The organism is Pseudomonas sp. ADAK2 TE3594 (genome assembly GCF_053628675.1).
On record NZ_JBRJGV010000001.1, the window covers coordinates 4,263,676 to 4,284,474 of the forward strand.

Below are 20,799 nucleotides of genomic sequence, written 5' to 3' on the forward strand. Positions count from 1 at the left end.
TGAAAACATCATCGCAGGTCTGAACGCCAATGCGGCCAATCGAAGGTGCATGCCGGAGGATTAGGCATGACAGCCGGAGGAATCGCCATGGCCGGTCACCCGTGCGGTGTCCAGAATGGCTCGCCTCACCTGTCACTGCTTTTGCGAGGTTCACCATGTACACAGCCATCGGATACGCCGCTCAGTCGCCCACCACTCCCCTCGCCCCGATGAAATTCGAACGCCGCAGTCCACGGGCCGACGACGTCGCAATCGAGATTCTCTACTGCGGCGTCTGCCATTCCGACATCCACCAGGCGCGCAACGAGTGGGGCATTGCGGTTTACCCGCTGATGCCCGGCCATGAGATTGTCGGCAAAGTGACCGCCGTCGGCGCGAACGTTACTAAACACAAAGTCGGCGATCTGGTCGGCGTCGGTTGCATGGTCGACTCGTGCCGCCACTGCGAAGCCTGCCAGGCCGATCTGGAGCAATACTGCCTCGAAGGTCCGACCACGACATACGCCACCCCGGACCGGGTCGATGGCAGCAATACGATGGGCGGTTACTCCGACAGCATCGTGGTCAGCGAACACTTCGTCGTGCGCATCCCGGAGAAGCTTGACCTGGCCAGCGCCGCCCCGATTCTGTGTGCCGGCATCACCACCTACTCGCCGCTCAAGCACTACGGCGTCAAGGCCGGCGACAAGGTCGGGATTCTCGGCATGGGCGGCCTCGGTCACATGGGAATCAAGTTCGCCAAGGCGATGGGGGCTGAAGTGACGTTGTTCACCCGCTCGGCGAGCAAGGCTGAAGAAGGTCGTCGCCAGGGCGCGGACCACGTGATCATGTCCACCGATGCCCAACAGATGAAGGCTGCCGCAGGACAGTTCGACTTCCTGCTGGACACCATTCCGGTGCAGCACGACCTCAATCCCTACCTCGATACGCTGCGTTTCGACGGCGTGCACATTCTGGTGGGTTTGATCGAGCCGATCGATCCGCCGGTGCATGGGGGCAAACTGGTAATGAGCCGTCGCGTATTGGCCGGCTCCCTGATCGGCGGCATCGCAGAAACCCAGGAAGTGCTGGATTTCTGCGCCGAACACGGCATCACCTGTGACATCGAAATGCTCGACATCCGCCAGATCAACGAGGCTTACACCCGCATGATTGCCGGTGACGTGAAGTACCGCTTCGTGATCGACATGGCAACGCTGAAAATCTAAACCTTCAACCCGAGCTCCGCCGACAGCCGGGCTGTGACCCCTTTGATCAGGGGAATCAGCTCGGCCATTTTTTCCAATGGCATGTACGGTACGGTGCTGGCGATGCTGATACCGGCGACGATGCGCTTGCTGGCATCGCGGATCGGCGCCGCCACGCAGCGAATCGACGGTTCGTTGTCTTCCAGGTCAAAAGCATACCCACCGGCCACGTACTCGATCATGCGCTGCTGAAACTGCTCCCAGGATTGCTCCGGGTGCTGCGGCCAGAACTGATTTTTCCCACCCACCGGCAAGCTGATTTCGTACAGCCGTTGCCATTCTTCCTGTGTGTCATCGAGCATCAGCGCCTTACCGATCCCGGTACGCGCCAATGGCATGCGATGACCGACTCGCGAACGCATTTCCGGACCGTTGCGCCCCGGATTCTTGTGCAGGTACAACACCTCGTCGCCCTCACGAATCGCCAGGTGAATGGTGTCACCGGTCAACGCCGACAACTCATCCAGATACGGCCCGGCCAGCGTCACCAGTGGCAACTCTTCACGAGCCTGGAAACCCAGCTCGATCAGTTTCGGCCCTAGCAGATAACCGACTTGTGGCACCACCCGCAAATATCGCTCGTCCACCAGGCAACTGGCCAGACGATGAGTGGTGCTGCGCGTTGTGCCGATCAGCCGGGCGATTTCCTTGAGATCGCGGGCGCCACTGGCCACCGCCTGCACCACACCCAGACCACGAAGCAGTGTCTGGGTGCCGGTCGGCGCAGCGTCCTTGGCGATTTTTGGGGCATCTTCCTGCATATCCAGCCTTTACCGTTGAGCGAGTGAACGGACGGCATTATGGTCGCCCGACGGCTGCGACTACAACTTGATACGCTCGACCTTGCCCACCAGCAACACGTAGGAAAGCGCACCCAACAACGCCAGAACCGAGATATAGGTAATCGCCGGGGCAAACGAATCACCGGAGGCGAGAAAACCGATGACGATCGGCGTGGTGATCGCCGCCAGGTTGCCGATGAAATTGAACACGCCACCGGTCAATCCAAGCAAGCGCGCCGGGGCCAGGGTCGACACCAGCGACCAGGTGATCGAGGCCAGACCGTTGCCGAAAAACGCCAACGCGAGGAAGGCAATCACCAGCGGCGTCGATTCAACGAAATTGGCGCCGATGATCGAGGTGGAAATCAGCAGGCCGCCAATGATCGGCAACTTGCGGGCGAAACCCACCGTGTAGCCGCGACGGATCAAAAAGTCCGAGAAGAACCCCGAACACAGCACACCGACGAAGGCCGCCAGAAACGGTAGCGACGCCAGCAAGCCAGACTTGATGAAGTCCATGCCGCGATATTTCACCAGGTAGGTGGGGAACCACGTCAGAAAGAACCACAAGGTCGAATTGAGGCAAAACTGGCCGAGGTAGATGCCCCACAACTTGCGTTTGCTCAGGACAATCCCAAGGTCGATCCAGCTGAATTTCGCCTTGGCCTTGGCGGCCTCGGCCTGGATATCCACCAGCCCGCCACCCTCGCGGATCAGTTCGATTTCAGCGTCATTGGCGCCCTTGAAATCCCGGGGTTCGCGATACACTGCGTACCAGATCACCGCCCAAATGATGCCCACCGCACCGGTGCTGACAAACACCATGTGCCAGCCATATTGGTGTTGCAACCACGCGAGCACCGGCGTGAGAAACGCCAGCCCGACGAACTGCCCGGAGGTGTAGAAACCAATGGCCGTGGCGCGCTCGCGTTCGGGGAACCAGGTCGTCACCACGCGGCTGTTGATCGGATACGCCGGTGCTTCCAGCGCACCAACGGCCATGCGCAGCACGAACAGCGCGATGAAGCTGGCAGCGAAGCCGAGCATCACCGTGGCCAGCGACCACAGCAGCAATGCGACGCTATACAGGATGCGCGGCGGCACCCGGTCCACCAGCCAGCCGCCGGGGATCTGCATGGCGGCGTAAGTCCAGCCGAAAGCGGAAAAGATCAGCCCGACATGGATCGGATCGATGCCCAGGTCGCTGGTCAGCGCCGGGGCGGCAATCGACAGGTTGCTGCGGTCCAGATAGTTGATCACCACAGTGATGAACAACAGGACCATGATGAAAAACCGCTTGCGGCTCGGCGTCACCAACGACGCCTGCCCGGTGAGGGTTTGCGGTTGCATGAGAGGTGCCTCTTCTTATGTTTATTGAGGTCAATGGACGAAACGCAACAAAATCTGTAGGAGCGAGGCTTGCCCGCGAAGGCGTCAGTGGGAACGCCGATGAGAATCAAGCAGACCGAGGCGTGGCCTTCGCGGGCAAGCCTCGCTCCTACAAGGACGGTGTCAAATCACCACTCGGCAAAACTGCCATCGGCATGACGCCAGATCGGGTTGCGCCAGCGGTGGCCGACAGCGGCGCGTTCGATCACGTATTCCTCGTTGATCTCGATGCCCAGGCCCGGGCCGTTGGGGATCTTCACGAAGCCTTTGTCGTAGTCGAACACCCGTGGATCTTTCACATAATCGAGCAGGTCATTGCTCTCGTTGTAATGGATACCCAGGCTCTGTTCCTGGATGAACGCGTTATAGCAAACCGCGTCCAGTTGCAGGCACGCCGCCAAGGCAATCGGGACCAACGGGCAATGCAGCGCCAGTGCCACGTCGTAGGCTTCGGCCATGTTGGCGATCTTGCGGGTTTCGGTGATGCCACCTGCGTGGGAGGCATCGGGCTGGATGATGTCGACGTAGCCTTCGCTGAGTACACGCTTGAAGTCCCAACGCGAGAACAACCGCTCGCCGAGGGCAATCGGGGTGCTGGTCAGCGGTGCCAGTTCTTTCAGCGCTTCGTAGTTTTCGCTGAGCACCGGCTCTTCGATGAACATCAGTTTGTACGGGTCGAGTTCCTTCATCAGCACCTTGGCCATGGGCTTGTGCACCCGACCATGGAAGTCCACGCCGATGCCGACATTCGGGCCGACGGCATCGCGTACGGCGGCGACGTTGGCCAAGGCCAGGTCGACCTTCTCGAAGGAATCGAGGAATTGCAGTTCTTCGGTGCCGTTCATTTTCACCGCAGTGAAACCACGGCTGACCGCTTCTTTCGCAGCGCGAGCGGTGTCCGCCGGGCGATCACCACCGATCCACGAATAAACGCGGATCTTGTCGCGCACCTGACCACCCAACAGATCGCTGACTGACACACCCAGAGCCTTGCCCTTGATGTCCCACAACGCCTGGTCGATGCCGGCCAGAGCACTCATGTGGATCGCGCCGCCACGGTAGAAGCCACCGCGGTAAAGCACGGTCCAGATGTCTTCGATGTTGCGTGGGTCTTTGCCGATCAGGTAGTCGGACAATTCCTCAACCGCAGCGGCGACGGTGTGCGCGCGGCCTTCGACCACGGGCTCACCCCAACCGGTCACGCCCTCGTCGGTTTCGACCTTGAGGAAGCACCAACGCGGCGGAACGATGAAGGTAGTGAGTTTGGTGATTTTCATCTTCTGCTCTCTTTTTGTTAATGCAGCTCTTATTAGATGTAGCGCGCTCGGCGCCAAAAAGTCTTAACGCAGAGCGTTCCATGCAGCGACATACGCCTTGGCGTTTACTGCCACTTGCTCAGGTGTCATGCCCGGTTTGAACAACCCGGAACCGAGGCCGAAACCTTTGACGCCGGCCTCGATAAACACCTGCATGTTGTCCGGTGTAATCCCGCCCACCGGCACCAGCACCGTCCCCGCCGGCAACACCGCCAGCCAGGCTTTCACAACGGCTGGGCCCATCTGTTCGGCCGGGAACATCTTCAGCACATCCGCCCCTTCGGCCAATGCAGCAAAGGCTTCGGTCGGTGTCGCGACGCCCGGCGACAGGAACAGCCCCGCCGCTTTCGCCGCGCGCAACACCTTGGCATCACTGTGGGGCATGACGATCACTTGGCCGCCCGCCGCTTTCACTTGCTCGACCTGTTCCGGCGTCAACACCGTGCCCGCGCCGATCAGGCAATCGGCGGGTAAGGTACTGCGCAGGATGCGGATACTTTCGTACGGTTCGGGGGAATTAAGCGGCACTTCGATGACGCGAAATCCGGCCGCGTACAGGACTTCGCCGACGGCTGCCGCTTCTTGCGGGCGCAGGCCACGCAGGATCGCGATCAGTCCGTTTTGTGCCAGTGCTTGCTTGAGCATGTCAGACCTCCAGTCAGGTTTAACGGGATGGGGGTGTCGTGATCAGTCCGGCGGCGACCGCCAACTGCCACAACCCGCGTTCGGTGGCCTGCTCGGCCAGAGTCACCCGGGCAAAACCGCAGGCGTCGAGTGCCCGGTTGTAGCGGGCGCAGAGTTGGGTATTTCCGATGAGGATGATCGAAGGCAAGTGCACGCTGTTACGCCGACGCCGCTGAACGTTGGCCAGGGCTGACAGTTCATGACCAATCAGCAAGCCCGACAGATAGTCCGGTTGAGCCGTGGCGCTCAGTTCACCGGTCAGCCCCAGACTGCGAGCACTGAACAATGTCGACAGCGGTCCGATCTCGCCGTCCGCCGACAGGGCTACCCGTACGCCGCGATCAAACGCTTCGCCATCGAAAGACCCGCCACGCTGCTGAGTGCGCCCCAGAATGCTGTGTTCGCTGAGGACGGCGAAGACTTCGCCCGTCATGAAAGTATCGAAATGCACGATGCAGCCGTCGGCCACTTCCACCCATTTCGAATGGCTGCCCGGCAGACCGATCAACAGATCGTTGCCCGCCCCGCTCGGCAGATTCTGCAACACACCGAGGACTTGGGTTTCCTCGCCGCGCATCACGTTCGGCAAACGAGAACGCTGAATCACGCCCGGCACGATATGCACATCGACACCGCGAAGACTGCGAACGGTTTGTAGGGAAGTTCCGAGATTGGCGACGTTCGCCGGCGTGTCGCAGTAGGCCGCTTCGCGCCAGCCCTGAGCGCTGCCGACCATGCCGCAAGCAATCACCGGCAAATCGGGCTGCGCGTCGAGCCAGTCACCGCACGCCTCATTGAAGGCCAATTCAAAACCGTCGGCACATTCCTGGCCGGCGATGATTCGCGGCGTCTTGGGCAGCTGCATGATCCCGGACGACAGCGAGCGTTGTTCCAGTACCTGGCCACCGAAGCCGAGTTTGTAAGCACGTAATGAGGTTGTCCCCCAATCGAGCGCGATCAATTGCGCCAGCATCGCTTCACCTGTTTTGTTTTTTGGCAGTGAGTGAGCTGGACTATAAACCTGGACGCAGATAAATCTCAATATATAAATATCACTCCCATATTATGGGATTTACAAACACCCTTCCAGGCCAAAGCTCTGCAACGCAGCATCACTCGCCGTGTGGGTGAAACCGCCGAGATTGCGGATTTCAGTCAGGAGTATACGTACTGGAAAACGGCCTTCGATGAAGGGAAGGCCGGGGTTTTCAAGATCACCGTGAGGCAGGCACTTGATGGTTTGCTCAGTGGTAACTGGGAAGCAAGTGAGTAATAAGGCTGCTTGCTTTCTGACAAGAAGCCTCACCGTTCGCTATTACTCTTGAGTAGCCGCCCTCAACAGATCTGCTGTCGGCACGCGCATAACATTTGAGAAGTATGTTTTATAGCTAGTGGTATGAACTCTGAACGTGCAAGCCATGAACTCTCGCTTATCGAGAATCTCACGCAGTGCTTGATCGGTGAGAATAGTCTCCTTCCCTTGCAGTTCTCCAGCCTCGCGAAAGAGGATCGTTGAAACATAATGTTCACCTGAAGAATCTTTCACAAATTCGACAGCCCCTCTTCCTGAGCGTTTTATGTAATGCCCGACGGAAAAGTCAAGATCATCTTCTAGCGCACATACCAACCCCTCACCGATCTTGGACTTGAACAACCCCAATAGCTCGGTATCACTGGTAAAACTTATCAGATAGGCGTTACCACTCGGTGCAATTTCCACCTTCTTGTAATAAAGCGTCGCGATGGGTCTTCCGTGATTTGAAGAGCACGAAGCACACAACACCACAAGAAGACAAAAAACAAAACTGCGCATAGCTATTTCTCTTTAAAGTAGCTGAGTATGGACTCCGCCAACAACTGGCGAGCAGACTTCCCACCGTCTAACGGCTTCGCGAACATAATGTTCGCATCTGCATGATTGACATCTACCCTGCCACTTACATTCGGACCCGACGCAATCTCCCATTGCTCACCAAAATCCGCAACAAAGTCAGACACGTTCCGGTCTTTTATTTTTGCAGCTCGGACATTGATCCAGAACTCTGCTTTGGGTTTAGGAGTCAGCCTGTAAATATTGGAGATGCCATAGACAATTTTCCCTTCGCCCACTGGGTCCAGAGTAATCAACATCCTTATTTTGTACCCTTTATCCGTCAACACACTGGAGAGATGCGCACCGTTCCAACCACCCAAGCTGTGTCCGATAATATAAACCGCTGTGGAGGTATCAGGAATTTCGCTCAGAACATTTTTTGCCAAATCTTCATCAGTTATAAATTTGTTGTAAGCCATTGCCCGTACAGGGCACCGACAGAGATAGCTCAGAGCATCAGCATCCGCCAACACGTCGTCGCGAACATAACTGACGTTCCAGTTTGGGCCACTCAAGTAGTAACTTTCCTGATCCCCAGCCCCACCAATAAAAAAGATAAATATTTTCTTTACCGCAATGGCAACCTGCTTCACTGACGTGTCTTTCGGGTCTGTAAGTGGATGATCACAAACCTGTCTTTTCGGCAATTCTTCCTTCACTGCCGCGCTTTCGCCTGCCATCTCCAATCACTCCACAAACAATTTAATAGTTTCAGCCAAATGCGAACTGACGGTATGGGTAAACCCGGACGCATCCGTGATGCCATGCTCTTCGCTGCCGTCACCACGCTGAATGGTGTAGGGGTGATAGGGAACGGGTTCTCCAGTTGCCTCATTGACCACCTGCAACCTGTCCGTGAAATGCACCGGCATCGGCAGCAACCCACTAAACGCCGCCCCTCCGCCACTCTGGCCAATAATTACCGTGCCAGAGCCGCCAACCACCACGTTGCCATGCCCGCCCGTACTGTCGAGCGTTGCGGCGTTGAGGCCGTTGATGAATACCGTGCCGGAGATGGCGCCGGTGATCGGGCTGCCGCAGGCGGATTTGTCGGTCATGCGAGCGGCGGCGAGGCCATCGAAGAACACGTCCGGGGAGCCGGATGCGATCGGGTTGGTGCCATGGCCCGGCAACGGGCATGCGGTCGGGTCGGTGACGCGCGCAGCGGGTTTTCCACTCAAGTCAAAGCTCCTTGCTTCTGAGATTCAGGGTAAGGCTGATGGATATCGATGTCGGTCGCGGCAAAGCGCCAGCGGTTATCGACCGGGTCGAACAGCGCGTGGCAATTGTCATGGCTGTCGGAGGATGAAACGTTGTGAAGGGTTTGCCAGGCCTCGGCGACTTGCCATTCCAGAGCCGCATCCGAGACGCTGTCGAGGTCGTTGAGCACGGCGTTGTAGTCGCGCAGCCCGATCCGGTCATAGGACGCCTGCAGCAGGCTGGCCATCTGCGGGCCGAAGTCGATGTAATGCTCCGCGGTCCATTGGCCGATGTCGAAATAGACGTACCAACCCATGGGCAGCAACGTGCCGTCGCTCAATAACGATTGATCCGCCAGGGCAACGAAGCCACAGCAGACGTGCAGCGTCAGCCAGCCCTGATGTTGCTGGATAAACGGATTTGGATCGAACGTGCGAAGCGGTATGACACGGTACTCCTCAAGACCGCGACTGCGCGCCATCAACTCGGCGTCCAGACGCGAGACGAACGCCCGGATCGCCTTACCGCCCGTGCGGTTGAGGGTGCAAAGGATGTCCACCGGCTGGCGATGGAGGTCGTCCGTGGAGCCGAGGTTTTTCACCAGGCCATACAAACGCAGAGTCGCCCGAAGTCCGCTCATCGCCGGTCACTCATTGACGCGGCGAAGGCTCCACGGGCGTGGAGAAAGAGTGCCAAAGGCATTGCAGGTGTCGTCCGTGAGCGCGCAAAGGGCGCACAGAATGCCGGACTAAAGCGGTGCGAACAACTGATTCATATCAGATTGCCAGCAGCAATCACCGACCCTCGGCAAACTCCCTCAACACCGCCCCATCCATCCGATACCGCACCCACTCCTCCTGCGGTTGTGCGCCGAGGGATTTGTAGAAATCGATCGCCGGTTTGTTCCAGTCCAGCACGCTCCATTCGAAACGGCCGCAGTCATTGGCGCAGGCGATTTTCGCCAGGTGGCGCAGCAAGGTTTTACCGGCGCCGCCGCCCCGTTGTTCGGGAGTGATGTAGAGGTCTTCGAGGTACAGGCAGTTGCTGCCCAGCCAGGTGGAATAGCTGAAGAAGAACACCGCGAAGCCGATCGGCTGGCCGTCGCGCAGGCAGATCAGGCCATGGGCGGTGGCGCCTTCGCTGAACAGGCTGCGCTCGATGTCGGCGACGCTGGCGATGACCTCGTGGCGGGCACGTTCGAAGTCGGCCAGTTCAGTGATGAACGCGAGGATTTGCGGAGCATCGCTGGGAGTTGCCGGGCGGATTTCGATCGTCATGAACGTGCCTTGTAAAAAGTTGAAAACGCCATACTAAGTCCGCGCGCGGCGCTCGTCACATTTGATAGCAATGTGGCGAGGGAGCTTGCTCCCGTTCGGCTGCAAAGCAGTCGCAAAACTGGCGACGCCGATCTAACTGAAATACCGTGTCGTCTGGGGGTGGGGCTGCTGTGCAGCCCAGCGAGAGCAAGCTCCCTTGCCACAAAAGCGCTTCCACACTAAAGGACTTTTATGACTGCTATCGCTTTTGCGCCTCTGCATAATCTGGCCTCAAGACTGCTGCCCCATGCACTGGAACCTGGCGAGGATGGCGCCCATGATCTGTCGCACTTGCAGCGGGTGTGGCACAACGTGCGCACGCTTCATGCGCAAGGAGGCGGTGATCTTGAGGTGCTGCTGGCCGCCGTGCTGTTGCACGATTGCGTGGCGGTGGAGAAGAACTCGCCGCAGCGCTCACAGGCCTCACGACTGGCGGCGCAGAAAGCTTCGACAGTTCTGATAGCAATGGATTGGCCTCGCGCAAAAATCACAGCGGTCGCCCACGCCATCGAAGCCCACAGCTTCAGTGCCAACATCATGCCCATCACCCTCGAAGCGAAAATCATCCAGGACGCCGACCGCCTCGACTCCCTTGGCATGCTCGGCGTGGCACGTACCTTCTACATTGCCGGGCGCATGGGCAGTGCGTTGTATGACCCTTTGGACCCAGAGGCAAAAGAACGGGACTACGACGACAAGCGCTTTTGCCTCGATCATTTCCAGACCAAGCTGCTGCACCTGGCGGACGGTTTCCAAACGACCACCGGTCAACGTCTGGCACTGATTCGCCACGAACGCCTGAAGGGTTTCATGGAGCTATTCAAGGAGGAAATTGGCGTCGATCAATAAGTCTGGGCGGCACCGCTCGTCGTTCATCAGGCACCAATCCAGGTCAGGAAGGACCAATATCGGGTAAGGGCTCGCCGATGTGAGCGAGGAGCAACACTCGTCCATCCCAACCAAGAGGTAACCATGAACGTCGATAAAAACCTGGAAAAAGAAGTCCTGACCCGCCTGCTGCACGCCCACCCGAATGGCTTGGGCAAGGAGGTGCTGGACAATTACCGGGGGGAGAGAGTCGTGGCCAGCACCCTCGCGACTCTGCAGGAACGCGGGTTGATCCAGCACGGTCATGTGATCTGCAATGAAGCCGGCGAGCACTCGCTGAACCTGCCGATCAAACTCAGCGCCGCAGGGGTTGAAGCGGCGCGCAAGCTGGATATCTAACCGAGTAGGCGCTGCAACAGGTTGCGATCTTTTGCCTGTGAATGTTTGAAGAGCAAAGATCGCAGGCTTCGCCAGCGCCTGCAACCAGGAGAAATCCCATGCCTCGTGGAAGCAAAGACAAATACACCGCCGAGCAAAAACGCAAGGCCGAACACATCGAAGAAAGCTACGAGCACAAAGGTGTGTCGAAAGATGAAGCCGAAGCTCGCGCCTGGGCCACGGTGAACAAGCAGTCAGGCGGAGGTGAACGCGCTGGCGGCTCCGGGCGCAAGAAGCCGGCCAGCGCCAAGTCTGCAGATCGCAAGGAGTCAGCCCGACGTGCGGTGGCCACCCGTGATGGCAAGCCGCGCAACAGCAAGGCTTCGCGCGATACGCAGACGGTAGACAGCCTGAAGAAAGAAGCCCGGGCGAAGAAGATTCCGGGGCGCTCGAGCATGCGCAAGCAGGAGTTGATCGAGGCGTTGCGCAGGGCGGGTTGAAGGTCAGGATTGAGGGTGGATTCGAGGGCCTCATCGCGGGCAAGCCCGCTCCCACAGGGGATTTGTGTCGTTTACGGTCCAATGTGGGAGCGAGCCTGCTCGCGATAGCGGTCGATCAGGCGCCGTAGGTCTCCCGGATCAACGCATCCACCTCAACCGCCCCCGGCGAAGTCGCCGGCCCCCAACAAGTGACGGCCAAAGCAGCTGCCGCGTTCGCCCGCCGCGCCGCGTCTATCGCCGACAAACCTTGCGCCAACCCCGCAACCAACACCCCGGCATGGGCATCCCCCGCACCGTTGCTGTCGACGGCCACGACCTTGAATCCCGGCACATGCTGACGGTCACCATGCTGGCTGATCCAGCACCCCTGCGACCCATCGCGAACCACCATCAAGGCGTCCGCCGGCAAATGATCCGCCAGCCCATTCAACGCCTCGGCAATGTCCTTCGCCCCAGTAAATCGCAACGCCTCGACACGGTTGCTGGTCCACAGATCGATGCGCGGCAACAAGGCCTTCATCAGCGGTGCGTCCGGCGAATCCACCAACGGCCCCGGATCGAACACCACCTTGACCCCGTCCGGCAAATCCAGCACCCAATCCACCAGCGCCTGAGCCTTGCCGCCATGCAGCAGGCTATAGCCGCTGACATAGACAAAATCGCCCGCCTCGGCCGGCACACTCGCCAGGTCTTCGGCGGTCAATTCGCCTTCGGCACCGATGCTGGAAATGAATGTGCGCTCGGCCGAGGCTTCGGTCAGCGCGACACACAGCCCGGTGTCGCGCTCAGTGCTTTGATCGATGCCGATCCGAATGCCTTCAGCCGCCATCGCCTCTCGGGCCAGGTCGCCGAAACGGCCCTTGCCATGGCCACCGAGGTAGACCACCGGCAAGCCGTTTCGCCGGGCCGCAGCCATCACATTGAAGCCACCGCCAGCTTCGAAACGGGCGGATTGCGCCAGCACGTCACCGCCCGATTGAGGCAATTTATCCACGGCCATGACCAGGTCGATCATGACCTGGCCGGTGTGTAGCAGATTAGGCATGAGCCGGCTCGATCAACGCGGCTCGGCGGTCCTTGGCGCCGCCGAGGACCCAGTAAATGCCACCGGCCACCAGGAACGTCACGATCCAGCCCAGGCCGTTGTGGCCCAGCCAGGAGTCGGACAAAAAGCCCCGGAACCAGACATCTTGTTCAGTGGTGCCAATGGTGGTGAAACTGAAGCCCAACACGATCGCCAGCGCCCACGCACCGAAGGCGCGCCACTCGACGCCACCGCGATACCAGTAGGCGCTGCTCGGGCTGACGTCCAGCAGATCTTTGGGGCTGTAGTAATGCCGGTGAATCAGGTCGACCACAAAGATCCCGACCCACGCCGTGATCGGCACCGCCAGCAAGGAAATGAAGGTGATGAACGGGCCGTAAAAACTCTCGGCTATCAACATGAAGTAGATCGAACCGGCGAAGATCGCAATGATATCGAGCACCACCGCATACACGCGCTTGACCTTCAGGCCGAGGGTCAAGGTGGTCAAACCGGCGGAGTACACCGACAGGTTGTTCGACAGCAGCAGCCCGCCGAATGCGGTGATCAGGTACGGTACGGCCATCCAGGTCGGCAGCATGTCGCGGATCGCGACGATCGGGTCAGTGGCCGAGGCCAAATCATTGTTGCCTACCGACAGCAAACCACCGAGGGTGATCAGCAACACCAGCGGAATCCCCGCACCGAACGCCGCCGACGCCACCAGACGCACGGCTTTGACGCTGCGGTGCTGGTAGCGCGACATGTCGGCACCGGCGTTGGCCCAACCGATCCCGGTGCCGGCGGCCATGGTGCCGATGCCGATGATCATTGCGCTCAGGGGCGCTGGCGTGGCGTTGAATACGGCGCTCCAGTCGATGGTCGCGCAAAGGAAACCGCCGACCAGGATGTTCAACGCACCGAACACGTAGGTCGCCCATCTCTGGATCACCAGCAACGTGGCGTGGCCGAGGCCGGACACCGACAACGTCAGCAGTACGAATATCGCGATAAAGACCAGGGTCAGCAGCGGCGCGCTTTTGGCTTCCACCGGCGAGCCGAACAGAATCGAGCACAACGACAACAAGACGAATGCGGCGGTGGTGGTGTTGACGGTTTCCCAACCCAGTCGCGACATCAGCGAGACCAGCGTCGGGCCGATATTCCCGCGTACGCCGAAGATTGCTCGCGACAGAGTCAGACTTGGTGCGCGACCACGGCGACCGGCAATGGAGATGATCCCGACCACCGCGAAAGAGCCGGCGGCACCGAGGATGGCGACGATGATCGCCTGCCAGATCGCCAGGCCCCGGAAGGCCACCAGCGTGGCGCCCAACGGCAAGCCGAGGATGGAGATGTTGGCCGCAAACCAGACCCAGAACAGTTGCTGTGGGTGACCGTTGCACTCCCCTTCCGGCACCGGTTCGATACCACGGGTTTCCAATTGCCCGGCACTTTGCCCGGCGCTCGATGAACTCATAAAAATGCTCCTGTTGCCATTGTTGTGGTTATGGGCAATTTCGGAAGTCGAGATAAAATTCCGGCGATCCTTGCCATATCAGTGCGTTCCATTGCGGGTGAAATTCTAAATAGGCGGCGCCCCTATCGCGAGCAGGCTCGCTCCCACAGGTACGGCGTGTGCCTTGAGATTGCACCATACCCTGTGGGAGCGAGCCTGCTCGCGATGGCGTCAGCGCGAATAACGCAAAGCCAGCAGCCCCTGCACCAACGGTTCCAGCTGCAAATCATTTACCGCTTTAACCTGCTCGATCATCGCGACAGGCCAACTCTCAAGCCCCAGGCAGGCCCCAAGCATTGCGCCGAGAATCGCCGCGATGGTGTCGGTATCACCGCCCAAACTGGCAGCCATGCACAACGCTTCGAAGGCCGTCATCTCCCCGATGGCCACTTGCTGAGCCAGCGCGAACGACACCACCACCGATTCCTGCGAGGCCACCGAAGTGCCGATCACGTCGTACAGCAAGTCCGCCAGCAACGCTTTGTCGCTGTCGACGCTGATGCTCCGCGCCCAACTGATGCGCGAAGCGATACGTCCGCCAGCAATCCAGTGGCCATGACCCTCGGCTTGCTGAGCGATCTGCTGGCCGAGGTTCAATGCTTCGCCCAGGTCCATGCCGTTGATCCCGGCAGAAACCACCGCCGCCACCGCCGCCGCACTAGCAATTCCCAGCGTGGTGTTGTGGGTCACCTGACAGGCTTGCACCACGGCGCGGATGAAACGCCCGGGATCGGCAACATCGGCCGCAATCCCCACCGGCGTGATGCGCATGGCCGCGCCATTGGTGGTGCCGTGGCGACCTGCCTCTTCCAGCGAGTGGCCGGCGAGGATCATCTCGATCGCGCGTTTGGTCGAGGGGCCGAGCAAATCCTGCGAGCCCTTGGCTTGCATCCCGGCTTCCCATTCGATCAAGCGCTGGGCCAGCACCTGCGGTTCGATCCAGCCCTCGCCTTCAATCAATAGCTGACCGACCAGGATCGCCTGCTCCGTATCGTCAGTGATCGAGCCTTTGGGCATGTTTGCAGCGATCGGTTGATCCGGGCCTGCGTCTTGCAGATCGGTGATCTCACCGAAGCGCGCCTTGATCTCGGCGCGGCTCAGGGATTGTGTCGGCATGCCCAACGCATCGCCCAGGGCCAGTCCGTAGAACGCGCCGAGGGCACGGTCGAGTTTGGTCACTTTGAAGCTCCAATTTGCAAATGCAGACGAAAGCGCACCGGATCGAGCAGGCTTTCGACTTGTTCCATGAAGCGGTTCTGACGGTCGTAGGTGGTACGCAGGGCCTTGAGGAACACCGTGCCCTCCGGGCGCCCGAGCAGCTTGGCGTCTTCGGCGTTCAAGGGTTCGGCACCGATCCACTGATCGCCATGCTCGCCAATGTAGCCGTAGGCTGCCAGCGTGATGGTCAGGGAATCATCGATCAGCCCCACTCGCGGGAGACTTTCCAGGCCGCCAGTGGCAGGCATCAATGAACGCTCAAGAGACACCAGGGTGCCATCGGTGCCACGGCGGCGACGGTCGAGGGTGATGAATTGATCGGTACCGAAACGCGCCAACAGGTCCGGACGAGTAACCGCCTCCAGCCGCAGCACTTCGGTATTGATCAGCGCCCCGTTGTCGGCCAGCGCCTGGGCCCAGCCGTTGCGCTGATCGAGCACCACACCATCGAACGTGACGATGGACCCCACTGCGCCTTGCGTAACGATGTCGTGGCGCCGCTTCAGTTCGACCAGGGCTTCACGCAGCGTGCCGCGGCTGACCTTGAATTCTTGAGCCAACTGATGTTCGCCCGGCAATGGAACGCCGTCCTCCATGAGGCCGTTTTCGATGCGTCGGGTGAGCTCGTCGACCACCTGTTGTTTCTTGTCTAATCGTACTGGTCTGATCATGTACACCTCGGGTGTACCGTCATAGCTGAAACGGGTTGGGGCGAGCAAGGGATATTTTGTGAAAGTGGGTGAAGGATGCCGGTTCAAAATCGACCGCTGCGCGATCAATCGCGAGCAGGCTCGCTCCCACAGGGGATCTGCCGTGTAGATAAATCTTGTGCGCGACACCGATCAACTGTGGGAGCGAGCCTGCTCGCGATGGCGCAGGCACATTCAAGCTCAATGTGTCAGACAGCCCACTCCCACAAGGAAAATCAGCGCTGTTTCAACCGGTCAATCACCACCGCCAGCAACAGGATCGAACCACGAATCACGTACTGATAAAACGTATCGATATTCTTCAGGTTCATCGCATTCTCGATGATCGCCAGAATCAGCACCCCGGCAATCACATGCCGAATCATCCCGATCCCGCCGCTCAGCGACACCCCGCCAAGCACGCAGGCCGAGATAACCGTCAGCTCGAAACCCTGGCCGATCATCGGCTGACCGGACGTCATGCGCGACGCCAGAATCACCCCGGCCAACGCACCAATCACACCGTGCACGGCGAAGATGATGATCTTGGTCCGATCGACATTTACGCCGGCTAACAACGCTGCTTCCTGGTTGCCGCCGATGGCCATGGTGTTGCGCCCGTAGGTGGTGTAGTTCAGCAACCAACCGAAAAACAGGAAGCAGACGATGGTGATCAGAATCGGCACCGGCACACCGAACAACTGGCCGTTACCGAAGACGAAGAACTGTTCCTGCGAAACGCCCACCGCTTTGCCGTTGGCAAAAATGTAAGCCAGGCCACGCACGATCTGCATGGTCGCCAGCGTGGTGATCAACGCATTGACCCGCAGCTTGGCGATCACGATCCCATTGATCAGCCCGACGATAAGCCCCATCACCAGCGCCGCACTCACGCCGAGGAACACGCTGTCGGTGTCGCGCATCACCACCGCCGCGACTACGCCGGCACAGGCAATCACCGAGCCCACCGACAAGTCGAAATGCCCGGACGCCAGGCAATACAACATGGTGCACGCGGCAATTCCGGTAGTAGAAATCGCCAGGCCCAGACCGCGCATGTTCAGCGGCGACAGGAAGTTATCGATCAGCAAGGTGCAAAGCACAAAGATCCCGACGGCCGCCAGCAGCATCACCCAGTCATCGAGAAAGCGCCGCAGGTCCAGAGGTTTTCGCGGGGTTGGCAGAGCGTTGTTTTGGACGGTCATAGTCACCTCTCAGTTCGCCACGTCGGCAGCGCGTTGGCGTGGCAACGCCAGTTGCAGCAGGTTGGATTCATTGGCTTGTTCGCGGGTCAGTTCGCCGCGCATCGCGCCTTCGCAGAGCACCAGGATGCGGTCGGAAATGCCCATGACTTCCATCAGGTCGCTGGACACCACAATCACCGCGATGCCGCTGGCCGCCAGGTTATGGATGATCTGGTAGATCTCGGCTTTTGCACCGATGTCGATGCCCCGGGTGGGCTCGTCGAGCAGCAGGACTTTCATCGGCATCGACAGCCAGCGACCGAGGATCGCCTTCTGTTGATTGCCGCCAGACAGGTACATGATTTTCTGCGCCGCGTTGGGCGTCTTCACCTTCAGCGCCTTGATCTGCTTGTCGGCATTGTCCTTTTCCCACAGGCCGCGCAACAGGCAGCCGAAGGTGGAATGGGCGCCGCGAGCGCTGATGTTGATGTTCTCGGCGACGCTTGCCAGCGGCAGGATGCCCTCCTTCTTGCGGTCCTCGGGGCACAGCAGAATCCCCGCGGCGATGGCATCGCGAGGCGAATGCAGTTTCAGTTCACGACCGCGCAACTCCAGGCGCCCGGCAGTGTTGCGCGTCAGCCCGCTGAGCATCCGGAACAGCTCGGTGCGCCCGGCACCGACCAGGCCGAACAGCCCGAGGATTTCACCCTTGTGCGCCTCGAAACTCACCGGCTCACGCAAGCCCGGCCCCAGTAACCCGTCGACCTTGAGCGCCACCGCGCCACGCGGACGGCTGCGGTAATCGTAGATGTCCTGAATGTCGCGACCGACCATGCACGTCACTAACTGATCATGGGTCAGCGCGCTCATGTCCTCGAAGGTGCGCACGAAGCGGCCGTCCTTGAACACCGTCACCGCGTTGCAGATGCGGAACACTTCTTCCATACGATGGGAGACGTAAAGCACCACTTTGCCTTCGTCGCGCAGGCGCCCGATGATCGCCATCAAGCGATCGATCTCCCGCGCCGACAGGCTGCTGGTGGGCTCGTCGAATGCAATCACATGCGCGCCACGGGACAACGCCTTGGCGATTTCCACCAGTTGCCGCTGGCCCAGGGACAAGCGCCCGACTTTCTCTTGCGGATCGATTTCATCGGCCAGGCCTTTAAGGCAGGCCAATGCCTGTTGTCGCAAAACGCCGCGATTGATCAGGCCGAAACTCGCCGGCAGATGCCCGAGAAACAGGTTCTCGGCGACCGTCATTTCCGGCACCAGGTGCAGCTCCTGATGGATCACCGCGACCCCGCTGCCAATGCTGTCGGCGGTGGATTTGAAGATCCTCTTCTGCTCGCCGATCTGCAGATCGCCGCTGCTCGGCGTGTAAGCACCGCCAAGGATTTTCAGCAGCGTGGATTTACCGGCACCGTTCTCGCCCATCAAGGCGTGAACCTGCCCCGGATGGGCGACGAAGCTGATGCCGTCCAGCGCCTTGACCCCGGGAAAGGTTTTACCGATCCCGTTGAAGCGCAGGCTGCCGCCGATACTCTGTTCATGTGTTTGTACGTGTGCGTGCATAAACCCACCTCATCACACCGGTCAGGCAGCCCCGTCGCCAGGGCCGCCGATGAAATCAACCGCGCCTCAGTTCCACAGGCCGATTTTTTCCAGTTCCTGCTTGAAGTTGTCGCGCGTGATCAGCGTAACGTCGTCCATCGCGGTGTATTTCGGCGGTTCTTTGCCGGTGGTGACCCACTCGTACATCATGCTCGCGGTGTTGTAGCCCTCGATGTGCGGGCTCGGCAGCATCGAGCCGAAGAAGCCGCTGTTGGGTTTCTTCAGTTCGCCGATGGCATCGGTGCCGTTGATGCCGATGCCGATCACGTTGGCCGCGGCAAAACCGGCGCTTTCGGTGGCGCGCACGCCGCCCAGCACGGTGTTGTCGTTCATGCCGCCGATGATCAGGTTTTTCGCCGCGCCCGGAAGCTTCACCAAGGCCGAGTTGGTGGCGTCCATGCTGCCCGGTACGTCGAGGGTTTTCAGCGCCGAGAAAAGGATGTGGTCTTTCGGCATACCCGCGTCTTCCAGCGCTTTGACGGAACCGTCAGTGCGCTTCTTACCGGTGTCGAGTTCGTTGTAGGTATTGATCACCGCGTAGGTGTCTTTCCAGTCCCAGCCGCGTTTTTTCGCTTCGGCGGCCATGGCGGCGCCCTGCTTCTGGCCGACTTCGAAGGCAGCCATGCCGAGGTACGGCACGTTCTCCATGAACTTGCCGCCGGCATCGACGAAACGGTCATCGACGGCGATCACTTTCAAACCGTTGAGTTTGGCCTTGGCCATGATCGCCGGGCCCAGGGACACGTCCGGCGGGCAGATCACGAAGCCCTTGGCGCCGTTGGCCGCCAGGCTGTCGATGGCCGAGAGGGTTTTCTCGCCGTCAGGCACGGCGATCTTGATGACGGTGAAGCCCTTGTCCTTGCCGGCCTTTTCGGCGAAGGCCCATTCGGTCTGGAACCAGGGCTCTTCCGCTTGCTTGACCAGAAAACCGATCTTCACTTCCTCGGCCGCCAGCAATGTACTGCTGAGGCTGACCGCGGTGACCGCCAAAGCGGCACAGCACAGGGAACGGATCCCACGACGACGTTTCATAAGCTGACTCCTTGTTATTTTTTTTGAGCGTTATTTGAAAGCCTTCAAAGCATGCAGCTAATAGTCATATCGTATGATGATTGGATTTCAGACGTAGTTTCGCGCTTGAAACCCGAGTTATTCAGTCGTGGTACATGACCGAGCGCCCACCATCGATGGTGATGCATGAAGCGTTAATGAACGGCGCTTCATCGCTGGCCAGGAACACAGCGGTCATCGCCACTTCAATCGGCTGGCCTATGCGCCGCGGTGGATGCAGGTCGAAGGCCCGCTGACGTTCGGCATGGGGGTCGGCAAAACCATTCCAGTAATCGACGTTCAGCTGGGTTTCGATATAGCCCGGTGCGATGGCGTTGACGCGAATGCCCTTCGATGCGTATTCGATACCCAGGGCGCGGGTCAGGCCGAGCAAACCGTGCTTGGCCACCGGGTACGGGAAGCAGCCTGGAATGATGTGAGTGGAATGGGTCGAGGCGATGTTGATGATGCTGCCGATGCCCTGCTCGATCATCTGCGGCAACACGGCCTTGCAGCCATACCAGGCGCCGTCCAGATCGATGGCGAAGCAGCGATGCCAGTCTTCTTCGGTCATTTGCAGCGGGTCGCGGAACACGTTGACCCCGGCGCAGTTGACCAGCACGTCGATCCGGCCGTGAAGCTCAATGGCCAATTTGGCCATGGCATGCAGGTCTTGCTGGCGCGACACGTCGGCCTTGATCGCCACGACATCCGCGCCTTGTTCACGCCAGTGCGCCGCGACTTTTTCGACTTTCTCGCCCTGGATATCGCTGATGACCAGCCTGGCCTGCTGAGAGGCGAAGGTCGCGACAATCGCTTCGCCGATACCCTGAGCCGCGCCGGTCAGCAGCACCACCTTGTTCTTCAGGCGCTCACCCTTGGGCGGTTCGGGCACCGGTGGCAAGGAAAGAGGTTCAGCCATGGATCAACACTCCTGTTCGAAGGCACGACGAAAACCGGACATCTGTCGATGTCCGGTCAAAAGGCT

Annotated in this window: 23 protein-coding genes; 5 read left to right on the forward strand and 18 right to left on the reverse strand. The window is 59.7% G+C overall.

Translation table 11 applies throughout. The features are described from left to right. The first annotated feature begins 155 nt into the window (after positions 1 to 155). Positions 156 to 1,208 (forward strand): NAD(P)-dependent alcohol dehydrogenase, encoded by a 1,053-nt coding sequence (locus AB7M22_RS18860; RefSeq protein WP_454187415.1) that lies wholly within the window; start codon positions 156 to 158, stop codon positions 1,206 to 1,208. Here the strand turns inward: AB7M22_RS18860 and AB7M22_RS18865 are convergent. The 5 genes from AB7M22_RS18865 to AB7M22_RS18885 all read right to left on the reverse strand — a co-directional run bounded on the left by AB7M22_RS18865 (position 1,205) and on the right by AB7M22_RS18885 (position 6,391). Beyond that, the gene (locus AB7M22_RS18865; protein ID WP_008012044.1) at positions 1,205 to 2,008 is read right to left on the reverse strand and encodes an IclR family transcriptional regulator; all 804 of its coding nucleotides are present in this window, start codon (positions 2,006 to 2,008) and stop codon (positions 1,205 to 1,207) included. The two genes, AB7M22_RS18860 and AB7M22_RS18865, sit on opposite strands and share 4 nt — an antisense overlap. Before the next feature lie 60 nt (positions 2,009 to 2,068). After that, positions 2,069 to 3,379 carry an MFS transporter gene (locus tag AB7M22_RS18870; RefSeq protein WP_454187416.1) on the reverse strand — a complete coding sequence of 437 codons (1,311 nt, stop codon included), beginning with the start codon at positions 3,377 to 3,379 and terminating at the stop codon, positions 2,069 to 2,071. 167 nt (positions 3,380 to 3,546) lie between these two features. Then, on the reverse strand, positions 3,547 to 4,695 hold the full coding sequence (dgoD, locus tag AB7M22_RS18875; protein ID WP_454187417.1) for a galactonate dehydratase: 1,149 nt from the start codon (positions 4,693 to 4,695) through the stop codon (positions 3,547 to 3,549). 63 nt (positions 4,696 to 4,758) lie between these two features. Continuing rightward, positions 4,759 to 5,379, reverse strand: a complete 621-nt coding sequence (locus tag AB7M22_RS18880; RefSeq protein WP_192344015.1) for a 2-dehydro-3-deoxy-6-phosphogalactonate aldolase — start codon at positions 5,377 to 5,379, stop codon at positions 4,759 to 4,761. A 19-nt stretch (positions 5,380 to 5,398) separates the two neighbouring features. Continuing rightward, positions 5,399 to 6,391, reverse strand: a complete 993-nt coding sequence (locus AB7M22_RS18885) for a 2-dehydro-3-deoxygalactonokinase (RefSeq protein ID WP_454187418.1) — start codon at positions 6,389 to 6,391, stop codon at positions 5,399 to 5,401. Positions 6,392 to 6,421: 30 nt separating this feature from the next. Between AB7M22_RS18885 and AB7M22_RS18890 the strand changes: the two genes are divergently transcribed. Further along, positions 6,422 to 6,691, forward strand: a complete 270-nt coding sequence (locus AB7M22_RS18890) for a hypothetical protein (protein ID WP_454187419.1) — start codon at positions 6,422 to 6,424, stop codon at positions 6,689 to 6,691. A gap of 42 nt (positions 6,692 to 6,733) precedes the next feature. Here the strand turns inward: AB7M22_RS18890 and AB7M22_RS18895 are convergent, their stop codons facing one another. The 5 genes from AB7M22_RS18895 to AB7M22_RS18915 all read right to left on the reverse strand — a co-directional run bounded on the left by AB7M22_RS18895 (position 6,734) and on the right by AB7M22_RS18915 (position 9,768). Further along, positions 6,734 to 7,231 (reverse strand): hypothetical protein, encoded by a 498-nt coding sequence (locus tag AB7M22_RS18895; RefSeq protein WP_454187420.1) that lies wholly within the window; start codon positions 7,229 to 7,231, stop codon positions 6,734 to 6,736. 2 nt (positions 7,232 to 7,233) lie between these two features. Then, positions 7,234 to 7,971 carry an alpha/beta hydrolase gene (locus AB7M22_RS18900; protein ID WP_454187421.1) on the reverse strand — a complete coding sequence of 246 codons (738 nt, stop codon included), beginning with the start codon at positions 7,969 to 7,971 and terminating at the stop codon, positions 7,234 to 7,236. Between the two features lie 6 nt (positions 7,972 to 7,977). Continuing rightward, positions 7,978 to 8,472, reverse strand: a complete 495-nt coding sequence (locus tag AB7M22_RS18905; protein WP_008012058.1) for a PAAR domain-containing protein — start codon at positions 8,470 to 8,472, stop codon at positions 7,978 to 7,980. Further along, positions 8,469 to 9,131, reverse strand: a complete 663-nt coding sequence (locus AB7M22_RS18910; RefSeq protein WP_454187422.1) for a hypothetical protein — start codon at positions 9,129 to 9,131, stop codon at positions 8,469 to 8,471. The genes AB7M22_RS18905 and AB7M22_RS18910 overlap by 4 nt, the downstream gene beginning before the upstream one ends. 154 nt (positions 9,132 to 9,285) lie before the next feature. Then, on the reverse strand, positions 9,286 to 9,768 hold the full coding sequence (locus AB7M22_RS18915) for an N-acetyltransferase family protein (protein ID WP_454187423.1): 483 nt from the start codon (positions 9,766 to 9,768) through the stop codon (positions 9,286 to 9,288). 231 nt (positions 9,769 to 9,999) lie between these two features. On the opposite strand from AB7M22_RS18915, the gene AB7M22_RS18920 reads away from it, so the two are divergent. The 3 genes from AB7M22_RS18920 to AB7M22_RS18930 all read left to right on the forward strand — a co-directional run bounded on the left by AB7M22_RS18920 (position 10,000) and on the right by AB7M22_RS18930 (position 11,513). Continuing rightward, the gene (locus AB7M22_RS18920; RefSeq protein ID WP_454187424.1) at positions 10,000 to 10,656 is read left to right on the forward strand and encodes an HD domain-containing protein; all 657 of its coding nucleotides are present in this window, start codon (positions 10,000 to 10,002) and stop codon (positions 10,654 to 10,656) included. 123 nt (positions 10,657 to 10,779) lie between these two features. After that, positions 10,780 to 11,034 (forward strand): hypothetical protein, encoded by a 255-nt coding sequence (locus tag AB7M22_RS18925; protein ID WP_008012067.1) that lies wholly within the window; start codon positions 10,780 to 10,782, stop codon positions 11,032 to 11,034. Positions 11,035 to 11,132: 98 nt separating this feature from the next. Then, positions 11,133 to 11,513 carry a Rho termination factor N-terminal domain-containing protein gene (locus AB7M22_RS18930; protein ID WP_454187425.1) on the forward strand — a complete coding sequence of 127 codons (381 nt, stop codon included), beginning with the start codon at positions 11,133 to 11,135 and terminating at the stop codon, positions 11,511 to 11,513. A gap of 115 nt (positions 11,514 to 11,628) precedes the next feature. On the opposite strand, the gene AB7M22_RS18935 is transcribed toward AB7M22_RS18930, so the two are convergent. From AB7M22_RS18935 to AB7M22_RS18970, 8 genes are all read right to left on the reverse strand, one after another. Beyond that, positions 11,629 to 12,558: a PfkB family carbohydrate kinase gene (locus AB7M22_RS18935; RefSeq protein WP_454187426.1), complete on the reverse strand. Its 930-nt coding sequence runs from the start codon at positions 12,556 to 12,558 to the stop codon at positions 11,629 to 11,631. Beyond that, positions 12,551 to 14,017 carry a purine-cytosine permease family protein gene (locus tag AB7M22_RS18940; protein WP_454187427.1) on the reverse strand — a complete coding sequence of 489 codons (1,467 nt, stop codon included), beginning with the start codon at positions 14,015 to 14,017 and terminating at the stop codon, positions 12,551 to 12,553. Before AB7M22_RS18940 ends, AB7M22_RS18935 begins: the two co-directional genes overlap by 8 nt. Before the next feature lie 210 nt (positions 14,018 to 14,227). Continuing rightward, a complete protein-coding gene (locus tag AB7M22_RS18945) occupies positions 14,228 to 15,235 on the reverse strand; it encodes an ADP-ribosylglycohydrolase family protein (RefSeq protein ID WP_454187428.1) in 1,008 nt (335 codons plus the stop codon). After that, positions 15,232 to 15,945 (reverse strand): GntR family transcriptional regulator, encoded by a 714-nt coding sequence (locus AB7M22_RS18950; RefSeq protein ID WP_007903946.1) that lies wholly within the window; start codon positions 15,943 to 15,945, stop codon positions 15,232 to 15,234. The genes AB7M22_RS18945 and AB7M22_RS18950 overlap by 4 nt, the downstream gene beginning before the upstream one ends. 254 nt (positions 15,946 to 16,199) lie before the next feature. Next, positions 16,200 to 17,168, reverse strand: coding sequence for an L-arabinose ABC transporter permease AraH (araH, locus tag AB7M22_RS18955; protein WP_095055320.1), 969 nt, complete (start codon positions 17,166 to 17,168; stop codon positions 16,200 to 16,202). Positions 17,169 to 17,177: 9 nt separating this feature from the next. Continuing rightward, positions 17,178 to 18,722: an L-arabinose ABC transporter ATP-binding protein AraG gene (gene araG, locus AB7M22_RS18960; protein WP_454187429.1), complete on the reverse strand. Its 1,545-nt coding sequence runs from the start codon at positions 18,720 to 18,722 to the stop codon at positions 17,178 to 17,180. 66 nt (positions 18,723 to 18,788) lie between these two features. Then, complete coding sequence (locus AB7M22_RS18965) at positions 18,789 to 19,793, reverse strand: substrate-binding domain-containing protein (RefSeq protein WP_192344004.1); 1,005 nt, start codon at positions 19,791 to 19,793, stop codon at positions 18,789 to 18,791. Positions 19,794 to 19,914: 121 nt separating this feature from the next. After that, positions 19,915 to 20,733 carry an SDR family oxidoreductase gene (locus AB7M22_RS18970; protein ID WP_454187430.1) on the reverse strand — a complete coding sequence of 273 codons (819 nt, stop codon included), beginning with the start codon at positions 20,731 to 20,733 and terminating at the stop codon, positions 19,915 to 19,917. Positions 20,734 to 20,799: the final 66 nt, after the last annotated feature.